The sequence below is a fragment of the Nonomuraea rosea genome, assembly GCF_039539705.1.
GTDB lineage: Bacteria > Actinomycetota > Actinomycetes > Streptosporangiales > Streptosporangiaceae > Nonomuraea > Nonomuraea rosea.
In genome coordinates, this window is sequence record NZ_BAABDQ010000061.1 from 36,247 (window position 1) to 59,318 (window position 23,072).

General features: G+C 68.8%; 25 protein-coding genes. 10 read left to right on the top strand and 15 right to left on the bottom strand.

Going from position 1 to position 23,072, the window contains the following annotated elements; genetic code table 11:
• Nucleotides 1-22: 22 nt before the first annotated feature.
• Nucleotides 23-991 (bottom strand): ArsR/SmtB family transcription factor, encoded by a 969-nt coding sequence (locus tag ABEA43_RS62840; RefSeq protein ID WP_345578785.1) that lies wholly within the window; start codon nucleotides 989-991, stop codon nucleotides 23-25.
• Between the two features lie 107 nt (nucleotides 992-1,098).
• On the opposite strand from ABEA43_RS62840, the gene ABEA43_RS62845 reads away from it, so the two are divergent.
• Nucleotides 1,099-1,632, top strand: coding sequence for a dihydrofolate reductase family protein (locus tag ABEA43_RS62845; RefSeq protein WP_345578788.1), 534 nt, complete (start codon nucleotides 1,099-1,101; stop codon nucleotides 1,630-1,632).
• A gap of 9 nt (nucleotides 1,633-1,641) precedes the next feature.
• A complete protein-coding gene (locus ABEA43_RS62850; protein ID WP_345578791.1) occupies nucleotides 1,642-2,172 on the top strand; it encodes a dihydrofolate reductase family protein in 531 nt (176 codons plus the stop codon).
• A gap of 353 nt (nucleotides 2,173-2,525) precedes the next feature.
• Here the strand turns inward: ABEA43_RS62850 and ABEA43_RS62855 are convergent, their stop codons facing one another.
• The 4 genes from ABEA43_RS62855 to ABEA43_RS62870 are packed head-to-tail and all read right to left on the bottom strand — an operon-like array spanning nucleotide 2,526 to nucleotide 6,257.
• On the bottom strand, nucleotides 2,526-2,828 hold the full coding sequence (locus tag ABEA43_RS62855; RefSeq protein WP_345578800.1) for an alpha/beta fold hydrolase: 303 nt from the start codon (nucleotides 2,826-2,828) through the stop codon (nucleotides 2,526-2,528).
• 21 nt (nucleotides 2,829-2,849) lie between these two features.
• Nucleotides 2,850-4,319, bottom strand: coding sequence for an FAD-dependent monooxygenase (locus tag ABEA43_RS62860; RefSeq protein ID WP_345578803.1), 1,470 nt, complete (start codon nucleotides 4,317-4,319; stop codon nucleotides 2,850-2,852).
• Entirely contained in the window at nucleotides 4,316-5,605 is a 1,290-nt protein-coding gene (locus ABEA43_RS62865; RefSeq protein WP_345578806.1) for an erythromycin esterase family protein, read from the bottom strand. Before ABEA43_RS62865 ends, ABEA43_RS62860 begins: the two co-directional genes overlap by 4 nt.
• Before the next feature lie 43 nt (nucleotides 5,606-5,648).
• Entirely contained in the window at nucleotides 5,649-6,257 is a 609-nt protein-coding gene (locus ABEA43_RS62870; protein ID WP_425570702.1) for a CatB-related O-acetyltransferase, read from the bottom strand.
• Nucleotides 6,258-6,413: 156 nt separating this feature from the next.
• Here ABEA43_RS62870 and ABEA43_RS62875 point away from each other — a divergent pair, with 156 nt between their 5' ends.
• On the top strand, nucleotides 6,414-6,995 hold the full coding sequence (locus ABEA43_RS62875) for a TetR/AcrR family transcriptional regulator (protein WP_345578812.1): 582 nt from the start codon (nucleotides 6,414-6,416) through the stop codon (nucleotides 6,993-6,995).
• Between the two features lie 206 nt (nucleotides 6,996-7,201).
• Here the strand turns inward: ABEA43_RS62875 and ABEA43_RS62880 are convergent, their stop codons facing one another.
• Complete coding sequence (locus ABEA43_RS62880; RefSeq protein WP_345578815.1) at nucleotides 7,202-8,299, bottom strand: hypothetical protein; 1,098 nt, start codon at nucleotides 8,297-8,299, stop codon at nucleotides 7,202-7,204.
• 586 nt (nucleotides 8,300-8,885) lie between these two features.
• On the opposite strand from ABEA43_RS62880, the gene ABEA43_RS62885 reads away from it, so the two are divergent.
• Nucleotides 8,886-9,563 carry a DUF6461 domain-containing protein gene (locus tag ABEA43_RS62885; protein WP_345578818.1) on the top strand — a complete coding sequence of 226 codons (678 nt, stop codon included), beginning with the start codon at nucleotides 8,886-8,888 and terminating at the stop codon, nucleotides 9,561-9,563.
• A gap of 241 nt (nucleotides 9,564-9,804) precedes the next feature.
• On the opposite strand, the gene ABEA43_RS62890 is transcribed toward ABEA43_RS62885, so the two are convergent.
• A complete protein-coding gene (locus ABEA43_RS62890; protein ID WP_345578821.1) occupies nucleotides 9,805-10,746 on the bottom strand; it encodes a hypothetical protein in 942 nt (313 codons plus the stop codon).
• A gap of 242 nt (nucleotides 10,747-10,988) precedes the next feature.
• Here ABEA43_RS62890 and ABEA43_RS62895 point away from each other — a divergent pair, with 242 nt between their 5' ends.
• Entirely contained in the window at nucleotides 10,989-11,696 is a 708-nt protein-coding gene (locus ABEA43_RS62895) for a sulfotransferase family protein (RefSeq protein ID WP_345578824.1), read from the top strand.
• A 713-nt stretch (nucleotides 11,697-12,409) separates the two neighbouring features.
• Here the strand turns inward: ABEA43_RS62895 and ABEA43_RS62900 are convergent.
• Nucleotides 12,410-12,907, bottom strand: coding sequence for a winged helix-turn-helix transcriptional regulator (locus ABEA43_RS62900; RefSeq protein ID WP_345578827.1), 498 nt, complete (start codon nucleotides 12,905-12,907; stop codon nucleotides 12,410-12,412).
• A 450-nt stretch (nucleotides 12,908-13,357) separates the two neighbouring features.
• Between ABEA43_RS62900 and ABEA43_RS68530 the strand changes: the two genes are divergently transcribed.
• The 3 genes from ABEA43_RS68530 (at nucleotide 13,358) to ABEA43_RS62915 (ending at nucleotide 15,904) form a co-directional block, all read left to right on the top strand.
• Nucleotides 13,358-13,576 carry a dihydrofolate reductase family protein gene (locus tag ABEA43_RS68530; protein ID WP_425570701.1) on the top strand — a complete coding sequence of 73 codons (219 nt, stop codon included), beginning with the start codon at nucleotides 13,358-13,360 and terminating at the stop codon, nucleotides 13,574-13,576.
• Complete coding sequence (locus ABEA43_RS62910; protein ID WP_345578833.1) at nucleotides 13,570-14,400, top strand: MBL fold metallo-hydrolase; 831 nt, start codon at nucleotides 13,570-13,572, stop codon at nucleotides 14,398-14,400. The genes ABEA43_RS68530 and ABEA43_RS62910 overlap by 7 nt, the downstream gene beginning before the upstream one ends.
• 322 nt (nucleotides 14,401-14,722) lie before the next feature.
• Nucleotides 14,723-15,904, top strand: coding sequence for a hypothetical protein (locus ABEA43_RS62915; protein ID WP_345578836.1), 1,182 nt, complete (start codon nucleotides 14,723-14,725; stop codon nucleotides 15,902-15,904).
• A gap of 18 nt (nucleotides 15,905-15,922) precedes the next feature.
• Here ABEA43_RS62915 and ABEA43_RS62920 read toward each other — a convergent pair whose 3' ends face one another.
• Nucleotides 15,923-16,672 carry an SDR family oxidoreductase gene (locus tag ABEA43_RS62920; RefSeq protein WP_345578868.1) on the bottom strand — a complete coding sequence of 250 codons (750 nt, stop codon included), beginning with the start codon at nucleotides 16,670-16,672 and terminating at the stop codon, nucleotides 15,923-15,925.
• Nucleotides 16,673-16,838: 166 nt separating this feature from the next.
• On the opposite strand from ABEA43_RS62920, the gene ABEA43_RS62925 reads away from it, so the two are divergent.
• Complete coding sequence (locus ABEA43_RS62925; protein ID WP_345578839.1) at nucleotides 16,839-17,375, top strand: TetR/AcrR family transcriptional regulator; 537 nt, start codon at nucleotides 16,839-16,841, stop codon at nucleotides 17,373-17,375.
• A 30-nt stretch (nucleotides 17,376-17,405) separates the two neighbouring features.
• Here the strand turns inward: ABEA43_RS62925 and ABEA43_RS62930 are convergent, their stop codons facing one another.
• Both ABEA43_RS62930 and ABEA43_RS62935 read right to left on the bottom strand, forming a co-directional pair.
• On the bottom strand, nucleotides 17,406-17,969 hold the full coding sequence (locus tag ABEA43_RS62930) for a hypothetical protein (RefSeq protein WP_345578841.1): 564 nt from the start codon (nucleotides 17,967-17,969) through the stop codon (nucleotides 17,406-17,408).
• 197 nt (nucleotides 17,970-18,166) lie between these two features.
• Nucleotides 18,167-19,435: a hypothetical protein gene (locus ABEA43_RS62935; protein WP_345578844.1), complete on the bottom strand. Its 1,269-nt coding sequence runs from the start codon at nucleotides 19,433-19,435 to the stop codon at nucleotides 18,167-18,169.
• A 272-nt stretch (nucleotides 19,436-19,707) separates the two neighbouring features.
• Here ABEA43_RS62935 and ABEA43_RS62940 point away from each other — a divergent pair, with 272 nt between their 5' ends.
• Nucleotides 19,708-20,160 carry a hypothetical protein gene (locus ABEA43_RS62940; RefSeq protein ID WP_345578847.1) on the top strand — a complete coding sequence of 151 codons (453 nt, stop codon included), beginning with the start codon at nucleotides 19,708-19,710 and terminating at the stop codon, nucleotides 20,158-20,160.
• Nucleotides 20,161-20,306: 146 nt separating this feature from the next.
• Here the strand turns inward: ABEA43_RS62940 and ABEA43_RS62945 are convergent, their stop codons facing one another.
• The 4 genes from ABEA43_RS62945 to ABEA43_RS62960 all read right to left on the bottom strand — a co-directional run bounded on the left by ABEA43_RS62945 (nucleotide 20,307) and on the right by ABEA43_RS62960 (nucleotide 22,646).
• Nucleotides 20,307-20,711, bottom strand: a complete 405-nt coding sequence (locus tag ABEA43_RS62945) for an NERD domain-containing protein (protein WP_345578850.1) — start codon at nucleotides 20,709-20,711, stop codon at nucleotides 20,307-20,309.
• 358 nt (nucleotides 20,712-21,069) lie between these two features.
• Complete coding sequence (locus ABEA43_RS62950; protein ID WP_345578853.1) at nucleotides 21,070-21,561, bottom strand: SRPBCC family protein; 492 nt, start codon at nucleotides 21,559-21,561, stop codon at nucleotides 21,070-21,072.
• Between the two features lie 96 nt (nucleotides 21,562-21,657).
• Nucleotides 21,658-22,302: an SRPBCC domain-containing protein gene (locus ABEA43_RS62955; RefSeq protein WP_345578856.1), complete on the bottom strand. Its 645-nt coding sequence runs from the start codon at nucleotides 22,300-22,302 to the stop codon at nucleotides 21,658-21,660.
• Nucleotides 22,299-22,646, bottom strand: a complete 348-nt coding sequence (locus tag ABEA43_RS62960; RefSeq protein WP_345578859.1) for an ArsR/SmtB family transcription factor — start codon at nucleotides 22,644-22,646, stop codon at nucleotides 22,299-22,301. Before ABEA43_RS62960 ends, ABEA43_RS62955 begins: the two co-directional genes overlap by 4 nt.
• Between the last annotated feature and the right edge of the window lie 426 nt (nucleotides 22,647-23,072).

Consider the following 23,072-nt stretch of genomic DNA (forward strand, 5'->3'; position numbering starts at 1 on the left):
ACGTGGCGCGGCGTGCGCCGAATCAGACGTCGAGCAGCGTCTGGGCGCGGGGGGTGCGTACGTAGAGCATGACCCGGCCGACGCGGTGCTTGGTGACCAGGCCGGCCGACAGCAGCAGGGTCAGCTGTTCGGAGACGCTGGCGGCCGACAGTCCGGTACGGCGGGACAGATCCGTGGTGGAGGCCGGCGTGTCCAGCTCGGCCAGCAGCAGGGCACGGGAGCGGCCGATGACGGCGGCCAGCGCGTCGGGGGCGGGCGCGGTGCCGCGCTCCCACAGGGTGGCGATGGCGCGCACCGGATAGGTGATGATCGGCTGCCCGGGTGAGTCGGTGCGGTAGAAGATGCCCGGCCAGACGAACACGGATGCGGCCAGCAGCAGCCCCTCGCCGGCCAGCAGCCGGGACATCTCCTCTGGGCGCTGTTCCAGGTGCAGGTTGCGGCCTTCCCAGCGGACGGTCGGGTGCATGTCCGTGAAGACCCCGGCGGGGCCGTGTTCGGCGTACTGCCTGGTGCGATAGAGCAGGTCGCCTTCGAGGAGGTTGCGCATGCGCGGCCAGTGCGGGGCGATGGCGAGCTGCCAGTAGGTTTCGATGGCGTGCGCCAGTCGTTCGAGGCCCGCGGCCGGATCCTGGTGCAGCTGCGCGGCGCAGCCGGTCAGCGGGCCGAGCTCGCTCGCCATGCGGTCGAGGTCGCCGCGGATGACTTCGTGGGGGGTGGCGCGCAGCACCGCCAGCTCGCCTGCCAGGTCCGGGGTCGGGCTGGTGGGGACGGGGCAGAGGAAGTCGGGGATGTAGCCGCCGCCGGTGATGAGGTCGAGCAGCGGCGTGAGCTCGCTGCCGAGCTGCGGGCGTACCTGCTTGAACCAGGGCAGGTGCAGGGCGCGCCTGGCGGGTGTGCGCAGCGCGTGGACGCTGGCGGCGACCTCCCGCAGCGGGGAGAAGGCGAACCTGAGGAAGGACAGGTCGTAGGCCGAGAACGCCAGCGTGAGCATGCCCAGGGCCCCCTTGGATTCGGCTGCGGCCGAATGTATCGCACGGGTCGGTAACCAGGCCACACCATGGGTCCCACAACGGCTCGCCCCTACCGCAGGAGTTCTCGATGAGGAAGATCGTCGCGGAGTTGTTCATGTCGCTGGACGGCGTCGTCGGCTCGCCGGACCAGTGGCACGGCCCCTATCACAGCGAGGAGATGGAACACGACATCCAGGCGGGCCTGGCCGCCGCGGGCACCATGCTGCTCGGCCGCCGCACCTACCAGGAACACGCGGGCTTCTGGCCAGGAGAGAGCGGTGGCCTGGCGGACCTGATGAACGACATCGACAAGATCGTCTTCTCCGCCACGCTGACCGAGACCGGCTGGCGCAACTCCACGCCGGCCACCGGCGACCTCACCGAGGAGGTCACGCGGCTCAAGCGGCAGCCCGGCAAGGACATCCTGGTCACCGGAAGCGTCACGCTGGTCCAGAGCCTGCTGCGGGCCGGCCTGCTGGATGAGCTGCGGCTGCTCATCGACCCGGTCGTCGTCGGCGACGGCAGGAGACTGTTCGAGGGCGAGCGGCTGTCCTGCGCGCTCGCCGGCTCACGCACCTACACCAGCGGTACCTTCTCCGCCACCTACGCGATCAACCACTAGGAGAACCACATGCGCAAGGTCGTGCTCTACCATCTGATGTCGCTGGACGGAATCGCCTACGAGGACGGCGACTGGCTGGCCGACGACGGCCCCCAGCTCATCGCCTACCTCGGCCAGGTCATCGCCACCCAGGACGACGTCCTCCTGGGACACGGGACCTACGACTACTGGGCCGGCCACTGGCCCACGTCGGACTTCCAGCCCTTCGCCGACTTCATCAACGGCACCCGCAAGCACATCGTCACCTCCAGCGCGCCCACCCAGGAATGGGCGAACTCCACCCCGGTCACCACCCCGGTGCGCGACTACGTGACCGCACTGAAGCAGAGCTCCGGCGGTGACATCGGTATCCACGGCAGCATCACACTGGCGCGTTCCCTGCTGCAGGCCGGGCTCGTCGACGAGCTGCGGCTGGTCGTCGCACCGGCGGTCGTCGGGCACGGCAGGCGGGTTTTCGAGGGCGATGACGTCCAGTCGTGGAAGCTGCTCGACCTCGAACGCGGCAAGAACGGCACGCTGTTCCTCAACTACGGCCGCTGAACCATTCGCGCCACCTTGAATACCAGCGCGCGACATGCTCCTAGAGATCATGACCGGGCGACGTCGGGCCGGGGGGCGCTGGTCCGCTGTCCACCAAGATCCGCCTGGTCGCCGACCGGCGCTGCCGTCCGATCACATGATCACGGGAACCTGCCTGGTGGTGGGCGCGGCGGGCCAGAGCCTGGCCGGCGGGCAGGTCGGCGACGAAGGCCCGCAGGAAACCGAAGAGTTGCTCAAGGTCGCGGCCCTCGGCTGCGGCGTCGATCGACTGGTAGAGCCGTTCCTCGGTCTCGGTGATGTGCCGTCCCAGATCGGTCCCTTCCTCGGTGAGCGACAGGTCGATGTGTCGGCGGTCATAGGTCGCCGCCCGTTTCGGCGAGGAACGTCTCGACCGCGCGGGCGTAGGTTTCGGGGTGGGGGAAGCGGAACATGTGCCCGGTCCGGTCCAGCCGGATCTCGCGGGAGTCGGGGATTCCGGTACGCATGGTCTCCGCGGCCTGCTCACCGATCAGTTTGTCATGGGACGGGGTGATGATCAGGGTGGGCACGCGTACCTTGCCGAGATGGTCGGTGTAATCGGCGGCGAGGAAACGGGGTTGGCCGCGAAGTTGCCCGACATGACCAGGGCGCGAAGGCCGCGCGAGACGCTGCCGCACATGGCCCACGGCAACCGGCGGCTACTCGCCGACCGCCGCGGCCCAGGCGATGTGGGCGTCCGGGCGGATCAGCAGGACATCGGCCGGACGCTCATCGGTCTTGGCGGTGCGCACGTCCACGCGATCGTGCCACTCCCGGGCGAGCTCGCGAAGCTCCGGGCGGCCGGCGAGGTCGAGCAGGACGGGCCGGGCGGCGTGCGAGAGCTCCGCGACGCTGGTGACGCCCTGGTCGGTGTGCAGGGTGAGGTCGGGGGCGAAGGTGCCGGCCAGCGGGTGGGGCTCGGTGCCGGGCATGGGGTAGCGCAGGTCGGTGCCGGCGACGAGCGCTCCCATGCGGCGCAGCGGCTGCTCGTCGGTGAGCAACTCGGTGAAGACCGCACGCAACGCCTCGGCGGCCGGGTCGTGCCCGCGCCGCAGTGCCACCTGGGCCCGGGTGTGCAACATGGTGCGGGCGCCGGCGAGGTGGCGTTCGCCGTGGTAGGTGTCCAGCAGGCCGGCCGGTGCGCGGCCGTGCAGGTCGGCGGCCAGCTTCCAGGCCAGGTTGACCGCGTCGAGGAGGCCGGCGTTGAGCGCCACTCCGGTGGCGGGGAACAGGTGCGCCGCGTCGCCGGCCAGCAGGATCCGGCCGTCGCGGTAGCGCTCGGCCTGGCAGGCCTTGAAGGTGAACCGCGACAGCCGGGTCGCCTCCGCCACGGGCAGCCACGCGCCGAGCACGCGGTGGATGCTGTCCTGGAGCTCCGGCATGGTCATGGGGACATCGTCGTCGTACTCGGTGCTCTCGTCCTCGATCGTGTAGAGGGAGACGGCCCTGGAGCCGGGCGAGGATCCGATGCCGAACAGGCCGTGGTCCGTGCGGGTGAAGCCCGCGCTGATCGTGCCGAAGCCGGGGACGTCGAGGTCGCCGTTGCCGTCGACGGTCACCTCGTCGGGCAGCGTGACCTGGGCCAGCCGGTTGACCTCCGGATAGGTGATGCCGGGGAAGGGAATGGCGGCCCAGTCGCGGACGCGGCTGCGCGCGCCGTCGCAGCCTACGACGTAGCGGGCGACTACCTGGTACGGGCCGTCCGGGCCCAGCACGTCCACGGTCACCGCCGTGTCGTCCTGGCTGATCCCGGTCACCTCGTGCCCGCGGCGGATCTCGGCGGCGAGCTCGCCGGCGCGGTCGTCGAGCAGCTGCTCCAGTTGCTGTTGCGGGAGCGGCAGGGCGTGCAGCGGGGGGTCGGCCAGCTGGGTGAAGTCCAGATGCACGCCGCCGAACGGGAACCGGGGTGGCGGGACGGGGCCGGTGCAGGCCGCCTCGAAGCGTTCCAGCAGGCCCCGGTAGCGCAGCAGCTCCAGGATCTGCCCGCCGAGGCCGCCGGCCTTGGGGATGTCGCGGCGCTGCGGCTTGCGCTCCAGCACCAGTGGCCGTACGCCGGCCAGCCGCAGCTCGGCGGCCAGCATGAGGCCGGCGGGGCCGGCCCCTACGATGATCACGTCGGTTCGGGTCACGGGGTTTTTCCTTCTTCGAGGTCGCGGGCCACGGTGGAGGCCGGGGTGTGCAGGATGCCGTCGAAGGCGTCCAGGACGGGGGTGTGCAGGAAGGTGCTCTGCAGCCGGATACGGTCGGGGCCAGGGTCGGCCTGGGTGCGCGCCGGGCGGAGGCCGGCGATGCTGAGCCCGAGGCCGGCGCCGGCGAAGGCGGCTTCGACGCTGCCCGGCTCGGGCGGCTGCAGCGCGGTGTCCTCGATGCGGAAGCCGAAGCGCGCCTCCTCGTCGCGGATCATTTCGCCGGTGTGGCCGCCGGTGCTGGTCAGGCCGAGGGCGAAGTACGCGTCGCCGAGCGCGTCGTGCAGGTGTTGCCCCATGGGGAAGCCGGTGAGCTGCCCGTTGAAGGAGATGGGTGCTTTCTGGATGTGGGCGTTGTGGGCGGCCAGCACGATGCGGGCTCCGGGCTCGGAGCGCTCCAGGTGCCACAGGACCGATCCGGCCATGTAGACGTCGCGGGCCGAGGTGTCGGCGGTCAGCCCGGTCCCGGCGAACAGGCCGGTCATGGCACGGAAGCCGTAGTCGGCCTGGCAGGCGCCTTCGAGGCGGCGCAGGGCGATGTCGTAGCTGAGCCGGTCGCCGCGGGAGACGTACAGCGGCTCGACGGCGCGGAACCGGATGAGCAGGCGCGTCAGGGCGGCCGTGAGGGCGTCCTGGTCGGCGGCGGGCAGGCGGGCCCACGCGGGCGCGGCCGCGGCCGCGGAGGTTCCGGCGAACGATCCGGCGATCCGCGTCGCCGTCTCGATGGAGGACAGGGCTTCGGGGTCGATCCGGCGCAGGTAGCCGGCGACCGGGGCCAGGGCGGGGAGCAAGGACCCGCCGGCTGCCGGGATGTCGATGCCGGCGAAACGCACCCGTTGTGCGGCTGTGGCGTTGTGCCGGCGGATCCAGCGCAGCGGGTCGTCGACGCCCACGGGGATCGCCTCGGCGAGGTAGCCCGTCAGGTCGTCGTCCCTGCCCTCGCCCTGGGCCCAGGTGTCGAGGGGGAAGCCTTCGCTGAAGCCGTACTCGAAGGCCAGGACGGTGAAGCCGCAGCGTTCGACCAGGAACCGCAGGAGGCGCCGGCGCAGGCGGATGAACTCATCGATGAAGTGGGAGTGCTCGCCGATCGCGACGACGCGCGCGTCACCGATGAGGTCGCGCAGCGGCTCCAGGTCGTCGAGCGGCGCCTCGGGATCGAGGTGGGTGAGCGGGGCGGCGTGGCCGCCCAGCCAGCCGGCGAACTGGCCGGGGTGGGACGAAGCAGGCATGCTGATGACTCGATTCTGGTGCTGGAAGGTCAACGGACGGGTCTCACGCCTGCGCGGCCGCCACCTTCTCCAGGTCGCCGACGCTGCCCGACATGATCGTGCGAACGTGTTCGGTGATGAGCTGGAGCGGCCAGTCCCACCAGGCCACGGCCAGCAGGCGGTCGACGTCGGCCTCGCTGTAGCGGTGGCGGATGAGCCTGGCCGGGTTGCCGCCGGCGATGCCGTAGTCGGGCACGTCGTCCACGACGACGGAGCCGGAGGCGATGATCGCTCCGTGGCCGATGCGGACGCCGGGCATCACCATCGCCCGGTAGCCGAGCCAGACGTCGTGGCCCACCACCGTGTCACCCCGTCCTGGCAGGCCGGTGATGAGGTCGAAGTGCTCGGCCCAGGAACCGCCCATGATCGGGAAGGGGAACGTCGAGGGGCCGTCCATGCGGTGGTTGGCGCCGTTCATGATGAACCGCACCCCCTCGCCGAGCGCGCAGAACTTGCCGATGACCAGCTTCTCCGGCCCGTAGTGATAGAGCACGTTGCGGGTCTCGAAGGCGGTCGGATCGTCGGGGTCGTCGTAGTAGGAGAACTCGCCAACCTCGATCAGCGGCGAGGTGACCAGCGGTTTCAGCAGCACCACCCGCGGCTGGTCGGGCATCGGGTGCACCACGGTCGGGTCGGCGGAAACGGGTATCACAAATCGGCTCTTTCCAAGAGAGGCTTATCAGTACGGAACGTACCGTACCGATAAATGATGTCGCCGTACGGCCGCCGATGTCAAGTACGGAACGTGCCGTACCGATAAGGTGGCCGCATGACCCGCACACCCCACCGCCGCGGCGCCGACCGGACCGAGGCCATCATGCGGACCACGCTGGAGCTCGGCCAGGAGATCGGCTACGCGAACCTCAGCATGGAGGCGGTCGCGGCCCGCGCCGGCGCCAGCAAGCAGACCCTCTACCGCCGATGGCCCTCCAAGGGAGCCCTGCTGCTCGACTCCCTGCTGTCGCTGAACGAGCCCGACCTGGACTATCCCGACACCGGCGACCTCGCCGCCGACCTGCGCGCACAGATCTACGCGGCCGTGGACCTGCTGGGCGGCCACCCCTACGGTCCCCTGTTCTACGCCTTGGTCGGCGAGGCGCAGCACGATCCCCGGGTCGCCGCGTCGCTCAACGAGCGTTTCATCACCCCGCAGCGGGACAAAACCGTCGCCCGGCTGCGGGCGGCCCGCGACCAGGGCCAGCTGTCGCCCGGCTTCGACCTCGATCTGGCGATGGCGATCCTGTCCGGCCCGCTGTACTTCCGGCTCCTGATCACCCAGGAGCCGCTGACCCACGAGTACGTCGACCGCGTCCTCGACGCGCTCTTCGCCGGGATGATGCCCCGCCCGTGAGCACGTCGCAATGCGATCGACTATGAACGCAAGCCCTCGCACAGGGAAGCGCATTTGACCGTGGCGGCGATCACGCTCATGACGCGCAGCTGACCAGGAAGAAGGCTCAAGCCCGGACCCGCAGGCCGGTATCTGCGCCACGCGCCGCCTGAGGCCGGTGACAGATCACGTCCCTTTGCCCGGCGGGGGCTGGGCAAGCATCCTTCTCAAGGAAGGTTGCGGAAGACCCCTGAAGCTTTGCCGATCACCCCGGTGGCCAGGAGCGGACCGCCGGAGACGGCGGACAGCGACGTGAGCTCGCCACCGGCCGGAACCCTCGTCCAGCGGCCGGAGGGATCGCGGTGGGCCAGGGCCGAGTCAGACCCGTTGACGTCGGTGGAGCCGAGAAACCAGTGTCCGCCCCGGCTGTCGGGCACGGGCGGGAGATCACGGCCCATGCGCCCGGCCTTCGCGGAGGTGTCCTCGCTATGCCAGCCGGAACCGGTCTGGGAGAGCAGGAACGACGACATCCCGATCTCCCCAGTGATCCAGATGCCGGACGGATCGGCGGTGATGGCGCTCAGCCGAGGGCTGAGCGGGCCGGGCGGGACATCGTCGGCCGGGGGCGGCGCCTTCGGCAAGTGCGCGCTCAGGTCGACTCGGGTCCAGGCCCTGCCGTCGAAGTGATGCACAAAGGGGCCATCGACGTCAACGGCCCAGATGTCGGAGGCCGAGCGGGCGCTGACCCGGAGGGTGCGAAAGGAAACACCCGACTCCGACCAGGTTGAGCCGTCGTAGTGCCACGCCTCGTGGTCACCGAAGATCCACACGTCCTCACCGATGACGGCGAGGGTCCAGGCCGTATCGAGCGCCTCCCGAACGATCGTCCAGGCACGCCCGTCCCAACGCAGAACGGAACCACCGGCCAGGGCCCACACATTGGACGGACCGGACGCGGCGACCGGACCGACATCGCCGCGCTCGACGGGGAAGTCGCTTTTCGTCCAACGATCGCCGTCCCAGTGGAACGCCGTGGGACGGTGCGGGCCGTCGGCCACCGGCACCCAGGCGGCGATGCCGAGGATGTCCCAGCCGAAGGCCCAGGCGTCACGCTCACCGGTGGCGATGACCCGTCCATACGTGACCGACGACTGGCCGGCCACCAGTTTCCAGCGGTCGTTTCCGTCTGCCCAAGGAGCAGCCCACCACAGCCACAAGCCGGCGACGGTCACGACTGCGCCGGCCATCCACCAAAGCCGCAGGCCGGTGGAAACCAGATTCAGAGGCATGATCCATAGCGTATGAAGGCTGCCAGAACGGCACATGAGTATCCGTACTCAGCCGGACGGGCGCAGAGTGCCCGAAGATGTTCCCCGCTCGACACCCGCATCCGCTCCCACTGCCGAGATCCCAGGCGTGACCCCCTGTCACCCAAGATCGCAGAGGTGCGCTGAGGGATTCGAAGACACCTTCTCAGAATCCGGGCGGCGGGGTCGCGGCCGGGCCAGCCCGGCCAGCCGGCGTCGGCGGGATGGGCGTACTTCTCGCCAGGCTTCGCCGGGCGGCCCAGTCTGACCTCCGCGGGCCCCTTGATGTTTGCGGTGACACGGAAGGCCGTGATGCAGTTTCGACCCGCTCAGGGCAGCTGTCCCCGGCGAACGTCGCTCTCGCGTCAGGGTCGGACTTCTCGAATCCGAAGACGCGGAGCCTGGCTCTCGCGGCGAAATGTCACCTCCGCCGATTTCGGCGTAGGTGACCCGTTGCTCGGCGGCCACCGAGACGGCGGCGCCATCGCCCCCTTGCGAACCCGCAGAGTCAGCGGAAAGCTCTGGGCGCAGATCGTCTGGCCTGTTCCGTCGCGCCTCTGGGATGATCTCGACGATTCGTTCCCGCCGAGCAAAGGGGCCCTGCTTGAACACCGGACAGCCGCCGACCGCCGACCTGCACGAGCATTATCGGCGACTGAGAAGCAGCAAGCAGTGGCTCAGCGCGGGCATGTGCTGGACGGCGGTGGTCCCCGACGACGGGCGAGTGTTCACTTTGGACCAAATCGCCGCCCGGCTCGCCGGGAACACGCCCTACCAGCTGCACGAGCCGGCGCCCCTCGACGCCATCGGGCCACCCGAACGCGATGCCTACCCCGTCCTGATCGACCAGTGCGACTCGACCACCGTTCTCTTCGAGTGGGACTACCTCGGGGCAAACCCCGCCGTGCTCCGGCGGCTCAGTGAGGGAGCGCGCGTCTACAGCGCCTGGTGGAACGTCAACGCCAACAATCTGCTGAGCTTCGCGGCCGGAGGCGAGCACGTCCTGGCAATCGACGCGCTCTTCCCCGGGCGGCAGGAACACCATGCCGGCCTGGCTCGATGGCCCGAGCTGCAGGCGATGATGGACTTCTTCGCCGCGCCCGCGTCCGAAGACCCCGACGAGGAAGAGGACGAGGACGACCTCGATGACCGCACCGGCTACGACTGGAGGTCCGCCTGCCTGGCAGTCATCGACCGCACCACCGGGGCGCGGCTGACCGGCGGGTGGCTGGAGCAGCCGCATCCCTACGTGACGGTCCGCATGCCTGACGCAACTCACTGACCCCTGAACGGTCAGCGCCCGAGCTGCGTACGCGGGAAGCGATCATCTCAACCCCTCTTGCACCCCAGACCAGCCCTATTCGTGAACACCCCATGTGGTCAACCCCGCGGATCCTGCGCAGGGCAAACGACGTCCGTTGACGGCGTCGTCGCGGAACTTCACATCGAGCGATCACCGCCCTCCTCGGTGATCCTCGTGATGGGCTCGTTGGCGGCCCGAGGACATTCCCCCCGAAGAGTGGCTATGCGGGGCGCAGGAGCTCCTCGCGCCTGGTCAGCAGTTGGGTGCGCTCGGTCAGCAACTGGGCGTGACGCGTCTTCAGGTACGCCCCGGTGTCGTGCACCCACTGGGCCAGCTTCTTCACCTCGGTCCGGGCCTTCTCGATGCGCTGATGCTTGAGCACATCGCTGATGATGTTGTCGAAGAAGGCGTCCACAAACCACCGCGTGTCCACCTTGGGCATCACCGGCCGGGCCGCGATCCCGGTGTCGGCCAGCTCGCGGGCGAAGACGTCCAGAGCCCGCTGGGCATGCCAGGCGGCCTTGTCGGCGCTGGTCAGCTTGTCGTGCTCGTAGGCGTCGACGAGCAGCCCGCCGCCGAACATGTCGAAGGTGGAGGCGTTCCTGGCGGAGTTGAGGAAGCGCAGCACGACGCCGAGCGCCTCGTTCGCGCCCTGCCCCGCCTGGTGGGCCTCCTCGCATTCGCGTACATCGGCGCTCAACCGGTCGAGCGCGGCGCCGAGGTCGGCCAGCTCACGCGCGCGCGGATCGCCGCTCCGGATGAGCTGCTGCTCCTTCTCGACCAGCAACCGGGCGTACTCCCGGGACGCGGGGTCGAGCACGGCCAGCTCGGCCGCGGCCGCCGCCGCGTCCGCTTCGAGCTGCGCGAGCCGGGCCCGGTGACCCACTACACGTTCCCTGGCCACCACCGCCTCGGCGCGCTCGCGCTCCAGCCGCTCCTCGCGGTTGCCCAGCATGCGGGCCAGGACGGCGGACAGCCCGCCTTCCAGCCGAGCGACGTCACGCTCCTCCTCGACCAGCTCGAACTCCAGGTTCTCCAGGGTGCCGCGGACGTCCTCGATCTGTTGCGCGGTGGTCTTGCGCAAGTGCCGGACGCGCTCGGCGCGGTGCATTCTGGCTGCCGCCTCGCGCAGCCGTTCGTCAATCTCCAGGGAGAAGGTCACGCAATGACGACGAACGGGCCGGACCGGACGTTCCGGCACGCCTCCCAACGCTCATCACCCCATCGAACCGCCGGCCGCCGCGCGATGATCGCCGCGGCACCGGCTGGAGACCCGCGTCGGCGCCATCCCCTTCGGCGCCTCAAGTGTTGTCACATTTCGGGGCTGACGGCATGGAAGGGATTGCCAGGTCCATGATCGCACCACCATGATCGGCGCAAGCCGACACCCCATGGAGGAGCAACATGCTTACCGTGATCGGCGCGGGGTTCCCGCGCACCGGTACGAGTTCGATGAAGGCGGCACTGGAGCGGCTGGGGTTCGGGCCTTGCCACCATATGTTCGACGTCGGGTCCGACCCCGACCGCGCCCGGCGGTGGGCGCCCCTGGCCAACCATGACACGGTGCCGGAGTGGGATCACGTGCTCGAGGGGTTCCGTTCCTCTGTGGACTGGCCGGCCTCGTTCTTCTGGCGCGAGCTGGCGGCCGCGTACCCGGAGGCCAAGGTGGTCCTCACGGTACGCGACCCATACTCCTGGTTTGCGAGCATGCGGTCGCTCATCTCCAACGGCCCGACACGGTTACAGGCCGAGAACCTGGCACCGGAGATGGCCGGTCTGGCGGCGAACATGGAGACCACCCGCCCGCTGCTCGAACGCATGATACGAGAGATGTTAGGCAGTGACAGTCCCTTCGGCGTGGTCCCCGACGAGAAGGACAGCATCCTGGCGTTCGAGCAGCACACGGCCACGGTGAAGGAGAGCCTGCCGCCTGAGCGGCTGCTGGTGTTCGACGTGCGGGAAGGATGGGAGCCGCTCTGCCGTTTCCTGGGCGTGGACGTCCCTGCCGGAGAGCCGTTCCCGCACCTGAACGACAGTAAGGTGATGCAGGAGTCCATCGACAGGCTGATGCAGGGGGAGAATATCGGACTTCCCTTTCACCCCGCGGGCTGAACACGTCGGACTCGGTGACAGGCCCGCCGGTAAGAATCGCGCCGTACGGCCCTGATCGAGCGGCGTCACCACAGGTCACAGGCCCCCTGCGGAGGGCAGGTATCGGTCCGGGCGTTCGGACGCCCTGTGGCACGACAACAACGCTGAACCGGGCGTCTCCGAAGGTCGCAACTGGCAACAAACCTATCTCTGACCTGCGATTACGCGAGTCCCGGGAAGCTCAGCGGCGACGGCTGGCGGGATCGTGCCCGGCGGTGATGCGGGCGGAGGTCTCCTCGCCGAGGCGGATATAGCGGCCCGAGGCTGGTCAGGTGCTGGTGCGGGGCTTGGCCTGGGGGTCGGGCGCGGTGCGGTCCGCTTCGGCGAGATGCCGCGGCGCGCTGTGACAGAGCTGATGCGGCGTTGGCCCGGCGCTCGGGTACCTGCGCCAACGCTCTACCTGGCGGCCCGTGACATGAACCCGTGCGCCGGGCCACCGGGGAGGGCGTCCGCTCCCCGGTGGCCGGTCGGTTCGATCACAAGTGTGCCGCGAAGACGTGGGCGGCGGTTCCGCCGCTGAAGGCGGCTGTGCTCGTCGGCTCGATGGTGAGCGGCTCGCCGAAGAGCCGGTGCAGTATCGCGCCTGCCGAAGCGCACCGAGACAACGCCTGCATGAGCTGGCCAGTCTTGTGCGGCAAGCCCACGAAGGTGGGGGCGGGGGCGTTCCGTCGTCGTTAATCGACGTGCTCTTGCTCGGCGACTGCGGCGTAGGCGGCGTCGAGGCGCTCGAACGGGCCTGGACCGTCGTGCGGCTTCGGCGGGGCGTCGAGGTGGCGGACGCGAAGCTCGTCCATGAGCTCCTCGATGAACGCCGGACCCTCATCGCGCATGAGCTGCTGCCGGCTCCGGAGCTCGTCGCTGCCCGGGCGCCAGTCGAGGCCCCAGTTGCCGAGGGCGTAGATGATCGGAAGAGTCTGGATACCGGTTTCAGTGAGGCTGTAGCGAGCGCGCTGCCCCCGCGCGGCGGCGCCGCGGGTGAGAATCCCCGCGTCGACGAGTCGCACGAGGCGGTCGGCGAGGATGTTCGAAGCGATGCCCTCGATCGACCCGGTGAGCAGTACCCGAAAGTAGCGGCGGTCGCCGAAGATGACGTCGCGAAGCACGAGCAACGACCAGCGGTCTCCGAGCACCTCGACGGCGGCGTTGATCGGACACCCGGACCGTGGCTCCACGATTCCTCCTTGACAGGCATTTCGCCCTACCTATAGTAGTTGCAGAATACAATCACTCTTTGGAAGAGGCGACGATGGGCCGCTTCGTCTACTCGATGCAGGTGTCCCTCGACCTGCGAATCGAGCAAGTTCCCGGGGACAACGGCGCCGGCGAGTGGCTGCGTGTCCACGAGGAGCTGCACCGCTGGGCCAACGCGCAGACCCAGGCGCTCGCGCTCATGGTCCAGGGCCGGGTCTACTACGAGGCCATGGAGGAGTTCATGCCGCTGGCGCGCGAGGACGCGTCGCTGCCGGACTTCCTGCGTGAATACGGTGAGATCTGGACAGCCAACCCCAAGGTGCTTGTCTCCCGTACGCGCCTCAGCGCCGATCACAACACGAGGATCATCGGCGGAGACGACGCGATCGAGCAGCTCGCCGCCCTGCGGGCCGGGACCGACGGCAACATCAGTGGGCGGCGCGGCGCTCGCGACGCAGCTGCTCCGTGCGGGGCTTCTCGACGAGCTGCTGCTCTGCACCCACCCGTCAATCCTCGGCTTCGGCAGGCCGCTGTTCGACGACTACGACGTGCCGATCGAGCTCGACCTGCTTGAGCAGCGATCGTTCGAGCAGGGAGTCACGATGCATCGTTACACAGTCAGGGATGCAAAGGAGGCGAGCTCGTGCTGAGGCAGATCGCGGAGGGTGTGCTGGTCCACGAGAGCGAGTTGCTTCAGAGCAACACCGTTGTCGTGCAAGGCCGGGCCGGCGTGTTGCTCATTGACCCCGGGCTGACGGGCGACGAGATGGTCACCATCGCGGACGACCTTCTCAAGTTGGGCCAGCCTGTTGTTGCAGGCTTCGCGACGCATCCCCACTGGGATCACGCGCTCTGGCACGCCGAGCTCGGCGAAGCGCCCCGTTACGGTACCGCCCGCTGCGCGGCTTACCTGCGAGATCTGCGGTCGAACGCGGACTGGAAGGCCCTCGTCGCCGAGGGGTTGCCGCCGGAGATCGCCGAGGAGACACCGCTGGACCTGTTCGGCCTCATTACCGGTCTGCCTGCCGAAACCACGCGGATTCCGTGGGATGGCCCTGAAGTCCGGGTCATCGAGCATCAGGCACATGCGCCGGGCCACGCGGCGCTGCTGATCGAGGAACACAGGGTTCTCGTCGCCGGCGACATGCTGTCTGATGTCTTGATTCCGATGCTCGATGTGAGCGCCGCCGACCCGATCGAGGACTACCTCGCCACGCTGCGACTGTTCGAAGGCGTAGAAGGCGACGTCGATGTCTTCATCCCGGGTCACGGGTCCGTCGGCGGAGCTGACCAGCTGCGCGCACAGATCGACCAGGATCGGGCGTACGTGCAGGCCCTGCGTGACAATCAGGTGGTCAGTGACCCGCGGATCGGCCCATCGGCCAAGCCCGGCTGGGAATGGGTGAGCGATGTGCACAACGGGCAAGCCCAGCGCCTCGCCCGAAGAAGCGAGCGCGACGGGACGCCCGGCTAGCGATCGCGAATGCTGTCGCGGCGCCGGTCCTCGGCCAGGGCGAGCGCGAGGTCGAGGATCAGGGACCGTTCGGTGTGCTCACCGGCCGCGCTGCCTTGCTGGAACGGGTCGTTGAGGACGATCAGCCCTTGCGGCCGAGCCGGTCGGCCTCGTGGACGGTCAGCAGGTCACCCCTTGGCGTCCCCCTCGCCGAACGAGCGGCTTGGGACTTCATCCGCGCTGTAGAAGGACGTTGACAGCGTCGTCAGGTTAGCGCAAACATGGGCGCCCGATCAAGAAACGCTCTGACAGCATCCGACCTTCACGCAGAGAGCAGGGGTTCATGCTACGCCGACTGTCGATCATCTCCTTGACCGCGGTGATCGCCGTCTCGACGGCGACGTCGGCCTCCGTGTCCGCCCAGGCGGGGCCCGTGACCGACCGTAAGCTCGCCCGCGCGTACGGCGCCCTGGGCGCCAACTTCAACCAGAACATCGACGCCCTGGACTACGCCGAACTGCGCAAGGCCGGAGCCAAGTGGATACGCGGCTTCTTCCCGATGCCCGCCACCGACCAGGGCGACCCCGGCCGGCACATCGCCATCCGCACCCTCAAAGAGGCGTCCGGGCGCGGCTACCAGACCATCCTCAGCCTGAAGTTCCCCTACAACAACACCTCCTTCCCCGCGCCCGGCAGCGCGAAGCTGGCCGCGGAGCTGGCCCGGCTGGACAAGGTCCTGCCCACGGCGATGGGGAAGGTGGACATTCTCACGATCGGCAACGAGCCCTTCATCGAAAGCCTGCCCGCCGAACGCGACCAGCGCCTCAACGCCTTCTACGAGGCCGTCGCCCGGCATGTCGTCGACTACCGGCGCAAGCAGTGCGGTACCGGCTGCGGCACCGCGCTCTACATGGGTGCGCTCAACCGGCTCGACCAGGCCGGCTGGCGCTCACCGGCCGCCGTACGCTGGATGACCTTCGTACGCAAGACGGCGGACATCGAGGGCGTGGACATCCACCCGCACCTCCCCGGGCCCAAGAGCGCCCAGCCGTTCCTGGACTTCATCCTGCCGAAGATGCGTCCCGAGCAGACGTTCCTGGTGACCGAGTTCTCCCTCGTCCGGTACTGGAAGGAGCATCTGCGGGACAAGGTCCCGGCCGGCTTCGCCAGTCAGTACGGCTTCGCCCCCGGCACTCAGGTCTGGCAGGTCATCAAGGCCGCCATCGACAAGCCGTTCACCGAGAAGAAGTGGGACGCCTTCCTCACCTCCAGCCCCTGGTTCAAGAGCCAGTCCGGCTTCCTGAGCGACCAGATGAAGCTGTACCGGGGCACCGGGCGGCTGGCGGTGGCCACGTACGGGTTCAAGCAGGACGATGCGATGGTCACGAATTTCGGCCCGGACAAGGACCCGTGGCTGCTCAACAGCGTGTTCGCGCCGTACACGGTCAAGCCGCGTGCCTCGTCCGGGCTGTCGGGGCAGGGCTTCTGGCTGGAAAGCTTCAAGGCACTGCAGAAGACCTCCTGACGGGACTGATAGGGAAACTCAGATCTGGTTCAGGCCGCCGTCGACGTACAGGCTCGAACCGGTGATGAAGCTGCTCTGCTCGGAGGCGAGGAAGGCCACGGCGGCGGCGATCTCCTCCGGGCGCCCGAGCCGGCCCAGCGGCACCTGCGTGGCCAGGTGCTGCCTGAGGCCGGCGGCCTGTTCCGAGTCGGGCGCGAGCCCCGACAATCCAGGGGTGTCGGTCGGGCCGGGCGTGATGGCGTTGACCCGGATGCCGCGTCCTTTGAGTTCGTTGGCCCAGGTCCGGGCGAACGATCGGGTGGCGGCCTTGGTCGCCGCGTACACGCCGAACGCCTCCGCACCGGCGTCCACGTTGGTGGAGCCGTTCAAGATGACCGAGGCGCCGTCGTTGAGCAGGGGCAGCGCCTTCTGAACGGTGAACAGCGTGCCCCGGACGTTGATGCCGAAGAGGGTGTCGAAGTGCTCCTCGGTGATCTGCTCAAGCGGCACGAACGCGGCGATGGAGGCATTCGCGAAGAGTACGTCCAGGCCCTGTCCCCTGCTGCGGATCGTCTCGTAGAGCCGGTCCAGGTCGGTCAGGTTCGAGATGTCGCCGATCACCGCGGTAGCCGCTGAACCGATCTCTTCGACGGCCGCGTCGAGTTCGGTCTTGCGCCGGCCGGTGATGAACACGTGTGCGCCCTCGGCCGCCAGCCGTACGGCACTGGCCAGGCCGATTCCGGTGCTGCCGCCGGTGACGAGAGCGGTCTTACCCTCAAGGAGTCCCATGTGAATAACCTCTTTCGACTTCTGCAGCGATCGCTGCTGAAGTTGAACGGTAGCACTTCTGCAGCGATCGATGCAGAAGAGGTAGGCTGCAGGGGTGGCGATCAAACAGAGCGGCCCCCTCGGCCGACCGCGAGGATTCGACGCTGACGAAGCTCTCGAGCGCGCCATGCTGGTCTTCTGGGAGCATGGCTACGAGGGGGCCAGCCTGGCCAACCTGACCGAGGCGATGGGCATCTCCGCCAAAAGCATGTACGCGGCCTTCGGCAACAAGGAAGAGCTGTTCCGCCAGGCCCTGGAGCGCTACACCGAAGGCCCGAGCGCCTACCTGACCCGGGCCATGGAGGAGCCGACCGCACTCGGCGTCGCCACCGCGATCCTGACCGGCACCGTCCGCACCACCACCCGCCCGGCCCATCCCCACGGGTGCATGGGCGTCCAGGGCGCCCTGGCCGCCAGCGACTCCGGGCGTGGCGTCCGTGACCTTCTCATCGCCTGGCGCAAAGACGGCTGCTCCCGCATCCGAGAGCGGTTCCAGCGAGCCGTCGACGACGGCGAACTGCCTCCGGAGACCGATCCGGGGCTCCTGGCCCGCTATGTCACCACCTTGGCATTCGGCATCGCCGTGCAAGCCGCGAGTGGCATCGGCCACGACGAACTCCAGGGGATGGCCGACGCCGCCCTGCGCACCTGGCCGCTCCCCTGAGAACCACCCGGCGAGGGCCGGAGTCGCTTCCTAGAACACCTGCTCACGGAACGCGATGAGCATGAAGGCGGCGGCCAGCGGCCCCGCGGCCGCCAGGACCGCGTAGATGACGTGGGCCCGCGAACCCCCGGGACTCCGCTGGTGCGTGTTGTAGGCCGCCGCGCCGAGCACGATGCTGTTCACCACGAGGATGACCAGTCCGGTCCAGATGCCCCCGACGAGGTCACTCCGGTCCGGCATCCGCGACGCGGCCAGTTGTTCGGCCGGGTTGAGACTCCAGGTGACGACGATCGCCACGCAGAACGCCTGCCACGCGGATCCGAACGCCGGCAACCAACCCGACCCTCTGCTCGGCTGGGCCGCCGGAGGGCTCCAGGCGGTCGACGGTGTCGGGTACGACTCGGTCCAAGTGGGTGCGGCGCCGGTGCCGTACGGGCCTGCCGCGGGCGAGTTCAGCGTGGTGGGGTGATCACCGGCGGGCCCGGCGCGGTGTTGTCGTTCGGCGAGCCGCAGCTGCCGAAACTGAAGGTAGAGCTGGGGAAGCCCGATGAGGAGCGTGACGGCCAGGCCCCCGATGGCGACAGCGGTGTCCACCTCTCGACGATCCACCCCATGGCCAGGCACGCGCAAGGGTGAACGTTGCCATCGAAGCAGGGTCCAGGCGTCGATGACCTTGTCGTCCAGGCGACCCACCGGCTCACTCAAGATCGTGGTGAAGTCGTTGGGATTGAGGGCGCCACCGTCATCCCAGAGCCTGAGCGTGGCGCCGACCGGATGATTCCTCCTTCGGGTTACCGGGTGACGGTGCCAGGCTGGGCGGACAGCAGGGTCTGGGTCCAGCCGGAGGTGTCGACCGTGCCCTGCCCGGACACGTCCGCGCCCTGGCCGTCGAAGGGGTTGATGTCGAAGTAGCGGTACAGCGACCCGTCGGCTCTGCGGCCGTAGTACAGGCCCGCACCCGGCGACAGCAGGTGGTCGAACACCTGCCAGGTGGTGTCGCGCAGCTGGTAACGCCGCCAGAGGTCCGCCCCCATGATCTTGTAGGAGATCAGCGCGCCGGCGGCGGTCGTCCCCAGGATCCACCCCTGCCCGGTCGTGGTGAGCGTCTTCAGGGTGAAGCCGGTCCCGATGAGCGTGTTGCCGGTGATGTCGGCCAGGGCCGGCTTCGCCACCGTGATGATGTATCGGCGCAGGGCGCCGCCGGCGATCCCGAACAGGAACCTGCCGTCGTAGGCCAGCAGATCGTGGGTGTAGCCGCCGCCGAGATACACCGGTGTGGCGAACTCGACGGTGCCCGTCACGTTCTGCACGTCGACCCGGTAGAGCTTGCCCGCAGTGCCGCTCTCGGTCACCAGCAGCGTGTCGGCGTTCAGCGTCGCCATCGCCTTCGGCGTGAACCCCAGCTTCTGGGCCGAGAGGATCGGACCCGACGTCCGCTTCCCGGACGCCGCGTCGATCGCCGTGTACGTCAGCCGCCCGTCCGGCAGCACCCCGTACACCGAGGCCACCCCCTTCGGCCCGCTGACGTACGGCCAGACGGTGTTGACGATGATCTGTGCGTCGGCGGCCTGTGCCTGGTAGCGGACGGGGTGAGCCGCGACCTGGACGGCCTGGCAGACCTCGCCGATCGGCGCGGTGACCCAGGCACGGTCGGGATAGAGCCTGATCATCTTGTCGAGGAACGCGTTGGCCGCCCACGTAGCGTCGAGGCGCTGCGCGCTGCTCCCCCACGCGGCCCTCATCCGGAACAGCCCCAGGCTGCCATCGTCGCGTTCTTCGCTGACGTTCTGGATCCCGCTCTCCACCATGGCCGCGGCGAGCGCGATCACGGCGGCCCGCTCCGGCTGCGCGCGCTGCGCCACCGCCTTGATCACCATGCGGGCGCAGGAGACGCGATGGGCGTCCATGGCGCCGCGCAGCGTGCCGCCGAGCGTGGCGTTGAGCTGCGTGGCCACGGCGGCGTCGGCCTCGGTCTGACCGGCGGGGTCACAGGCGGCCGTCGCGTAGGCGGCGGCCGTCGCGGGATACGTGCCGGCGGACAGGCCGATCGCGATGATCACGGCTGCGATCGAGGCGGCAGCGCGAGACAAGAGGGGTCTGAACACTCGGTTCCTTTCACGAACTCGTCATTCCGAGGCGGCAAATCCGTGCAATAGGGCTAATTCCATGCTGAAAGAACCCTAGGAAGCTGGGGTATGGCGCCGGTATGTCGGGACTGAGCGACTCAGCCGTACGAGTGCCGTGCCGGGCGACTCAACCCGTACTCAACAAGAGCTCAACGCGCGCCGGCCTACCTTTCCCATGTCCACGACGACCAGCGAAAGGAAGCACGATGAGACGTCTACCACTGGCCCTGACCGCAGGCGCCCTCGCGGCCGGCACGCTCCTCGCTCCCGCCGCCCAGGCGGCGACTCCGGCGAAGGCCCCCGTCTCCGTCCAGCAGGCGAGCCAGGCCCGCTGGTTCACCATCTGGGACGGCGGCGGGAACACCAGGGGCATCGATACCGGGAGGATCAAGAGCCAGGCCAAGGTCCTGCAGATCGTCACCCAGTGCTGGAACGGCGGGGACGGCACCGCGGCCACGGCCACCCTGTGGAAGTGGGGGCCCAGTACTATCGGCACAGGTGGTGGGTGGATGAAAATGAAGCGCGACCGCGGTTACTGCCTGGGCGGGAAGATGTACACCCGTATCCACAAGGCGAGGGCCGGCGAGAGGTGGAGGGCCACCGTCACTCTCAGCCCCAAGTCCCACACGGTCAGGGTGTGGGTCCAGAACTACGGCTGATCGGCGCCGTTGAGGGGGCGTTCGGGGTTCGACAGGGCAGGGGATCCCCAACTGCCAAGGGCTGTCCCGCCGGTCCTCGGACCCCGGAATTCGACCAGGCCCGCAGCGGCGCCGAACAATCCAAGGTCTTGAACGGGTCCATGAAATCAGGGCAGGTACGGCGGGAAGAGCCGCTCGGCGACCGCGCCGATCGAGGCCACCTGGCCGGCGTCCAGCCGAGCCGGACGGCGCCGGATCCAGCCGCATACCCGGCCGGCCCGCAGCAGCGTCACGCCGGACACCGTCAACGCTCCCCACCGGGGCAGGCGCGCGCCGTGCACCGCGACCACCGCCGTCACCGGCACCGCCCAGCCCGCCCCGCGCAGCAGCTCGGCGACCCGGCGCGCTTCGAACGCCGCCGCCTTCACCAGCGTGTCGGCCGGGCGTCGGCCGATCCACAACCGGCCCTGGCGGCCGGAGATGCGGGTGTTGCGGTGCCACTGCTTGGAGTCGACCACGACCACGCCGCCCCGGCCGATCACCAGGTGGTCCAGGACTGCGCGGTATCGCATCTGTGCACGATCCGAAGGGCCGCAAGCCGCCGATCTCGGACAATGCCCCGCCTGCTCGTCACCGTACACCAAGCCCGTGACCTGCAATTTTGCTAGGAACTTCCCGTCTGATGCAAGGCTATGCACTCAGCGGGAAGGACGTGTGGGGTGTCGAACGGTGCAAGACCGCCCATAGCGGGTGCGGTCCGAGCTGGTGGACGGGGTTGCCCTGCTGCATCCCGAGGACGCGGTCTTCGAGGCGATGCTCAGCGGGTTCGCTAAGCAGCAGCGGGGTGGCCGGCGGCTCGACAAGAAGACGGTCAAGGGCCGCCACCGCACAGAACCCGCCTACATGGCCATCGCCGAGCGTGACGGCAGATCAGTCCGTCTCTTCTCGGACGTCCTTGCCTTGCTCGGCGAAACGCTTGAAGTCCTGCATGTGCTGTTCCGACTGCTTGCGGAAGGCGCCGGGCATCAGAAGTCCCACCAGCCGCATCATCACGCTGCTGAACCGGTATTCGCTCTCGCTTTCCCAGAGTGTCGTCTCCGGACCGGCTTCGGTCAGCCGCTCGCGCACGGCGCTCCACGTGCCCTTGCTGACGATCTCGCGGTCGAAGTGGACGACGCTGCCTTTCGGGATCTCGTGCAGGTCTGCCGGTTCCCGGCGGGTGATGGTCTCGATGCACTCGATCTTCTGCTTCCCCATCTGCATCACGACGCGCGACCTGGTGCCGAGCTGCCCGTGCTTCCCGTTCAGCGGCTCGTGCAGCACCAGGCCCCGCAGCCACTTCGGCAGGGGTGCCGGGTCGGCGAGGAGCTGGACCACTGTCTCCCGCGGCAGGGCGATCTCGGTCGAGACGGTGTACTTCATGGGGTATCGCTCTTTCCTTGTGGTGTGGGACAACTTGCTGCAGTCCTGCTTGTCGTGGGCGCCGAGGAAGCCGGTCAGTCCACCGCAGCAGGAGTGTCAGGTGGGGTCGAGTACGTAGAACTTGGTGGTGGCCTCGACTGCGGCCGCGACGTGCTCCGGTTCGCCACCGGCGGCCAGGTGAGCCTGACCCCAGGCTGCGGCGCTACGGCGGCCGAACTCGCGCCCTTCGGGCGACTTCTCGAACTCCTCGTGACCGGTGATCTCGCCGCCGGCCAGGAGCCGTCCCAGGGCGAGGAGAGCCAGGTCCCAGCCGACGCCTCCGGCGCCGGGGCCGTAGGTCGGGAACAAGGGCTCCCCGACGACCGCTGCGTGGATCAGCTCGAACTCGGTGTCGCCGGCCGGGCCCGTGGCCAGACGCACTTCCACCTCGCTGGTGCCGGGCCAAGCATCGGCGTCCGGCCCGTAGAGCCAAGACACCTTCAGCAGACGCGGCGGCTCGCACCGGAGGATCTCGCCGTGCTCTCCACCGTCCAAAGCGAACTGTCCGCCAAGCCGAAGGTCCCCGGTGACCGGCTTGAACCAGCGCTGCAGCCGCTCGGGGTTGGTGATGGCGTCCCAGACGTCATCGATCTCCGCGTCGTATCGACGCCGCAGCTCGATGGTGTACGCCTCGCCGGCCGGCACGCTGCCCGTGCCCATCGCCCGGCGCACGGCAGCCAGCTCGTCGAGAACATCTTTCATGTCATGTCTCCTTCGGTGGTGCATCGGTCTTGCCCGTCGGCGCCGGACCCCGCAACTCGGAGGGGTTCCCACCGGCCAGGTGGCGTGCACGCCTGGTCCAGCCACGCGTCGACCTCGCTCAGCGGCTCGGGCTCGACGGCGTAGAACCGGCGCGTGCCCTCAGCCCGCACCGACGCGAACCCGCTGTCACGCAGCACGCGCAGATGCTGGGAGACGGCCGGCTGGGAGATGGCGAACTCCGCCCGGATGATCTCCGTGATTGCCCCGGAGGTCTGCTCACCGTCGGCGAGCAGCGCCAGAATGCGTCGGCGCACGGGGTCACCGAGTATGTCGAAGGCGTGCACGACAGCGACTATACCGGCTTTCGCTTATATAACCCATCGCTGATTCTTAGCGCCGCGCTGGCGTTCACACAAGCCGACGCGCATCACGTCCTGCTGCTACAGGCTGCCCCCATGTCGACGCCAGGCGCCAGATGCTGGTCCCGTTCACCCCGATAAGAACAACTGGAGTTGACCCAAGGCCAGGTAGTTAAGGTTTCTGTAGCGCCGTCAAGCGCGCCAGTTCTCAGGACGTGGGAACGGAGATCCAGTAGAACGGTGATCTTCCACAACCAGCCGTCGAAGAACTGGATCTCCGTTGGCCGTCAAGCATGCCAGCTCTGCTGTTTCCCGCGCCACCGGCGCGGACTCTTCTCCCCGCTGGGCGGCCGAGAGATTGTTCGCGCCCGGACATTTGGGTGAGCTGACCGCGCTCGTGCCGTTCGAGCT

Bases quoted from the DNA above. Each gene is read 5' to 3' on its own strand.
- ABEA43_RS62840 (WP_345578785.1), bottom strand. From the start codon at position 991: ATGCTCACGCTGGCGTTCTCGGCCTACGACCTGTCCTTCCTCAGGTTC.
- ABEA43_RS62845 (WP_345578788.1), top strand. From the start codon at position 1,099: ATGAGGAAGATCGTCGCGGAGTTGTTCATGTCGCTGGACGGCGTCGTC.
- ABEA43_RS62940 (WP_345578847.1), top strand. From the start codon at position 19,708: ATGAGACGTCTACCACTGGCCCTGACCGCAGGCGCCCTCGCGGCCGGC.
- ABEA43_RS62915 (WP_345578836.1), top strand. From the start codon at position 14,723: ATGCTACGCCGACTGTCGATCATCTCCTTGACCGCGGTGATCGCCGTC.
- ABEA43_RS62925 (WP_345578839.1), top strand. From the start codon at position 16,839: ATGCTGGTCTTCTGGGAGCATGGCTACGAGGGGGCCAGCCTGGCCAAC.
- ABEA43_RS62850 (WP_345578791.1), top strand. From the start codon at position 1,642: ATGCGCAAGGTCGTGCTCTACCATCTGATGTCGCTGGACGGAATCGCC.
- ABEA43_RS62880 (WP_345578815.1), bottom strand. From the start codon at position 8,299: ATGTGCCGTTCTGGCAGCCTTCATACGCTATGGATCATGCCTCTGAAT.
- ABEA43_RS62945 (WP_345578850.1), bottom strand. From the start codon at position 20,711: ATGCGATACCGCGCAGTCCTGGACCACCTGGTGATCGGCCGGGGCGGC.
- ABEA43_RS62920 (WP_345578868.1), bottom strand. From the start codon at position 16,672: ATGGGACTCCTTGAGGGTAAGACCGCTCTCGTCACCGGCGGCAGCACC.
- ABEA43_RS62955 (WP_345578856.1), bottom strand. From the start codon at position 22,302: ATGAAAGATGTTCTCGACGAGCTGGCTGCCGTGCGCCGGGCGATGGGC.
- ABEA43_RS62875 (WP_345578812.1), top strand. From the start codon at position 6,414: ATGACCCGCACACCCCACCGCCGCGGCGCCGACCGGACCGAGGCCATC.
- ABEA43_RS62895 (WP_345578824.1), top strand. From the start codon at position 10,989: ATGCTTACCGTGATCGGCGCGGGGTTCCCGCGCACCGGTACGAGTTCG.
- ABEA43_RS62865 (WP_345578806.1), bottom strand. From the start codon at position 5,605: ATGCCTGCTTCGTCCCACCCCGGCCAGTTCGCCGGCTGGCTGGGCGGC.
- ABEA43_RS62950 (WP_345578853.1), bottom strand. From the start codon at position 21,561: ATGAAGTACACCGTCTCGACCGAGATCGCCCTGCCGCGGGAGACAGTG.
- ABEA43_RS62870 (WP_425570702.1), bottom strand. From the start codon at position 6,257: ATGCCCGACCAGCCGCGGGTGGTGCTGCTGAAACCGCTGGTCACCTCG.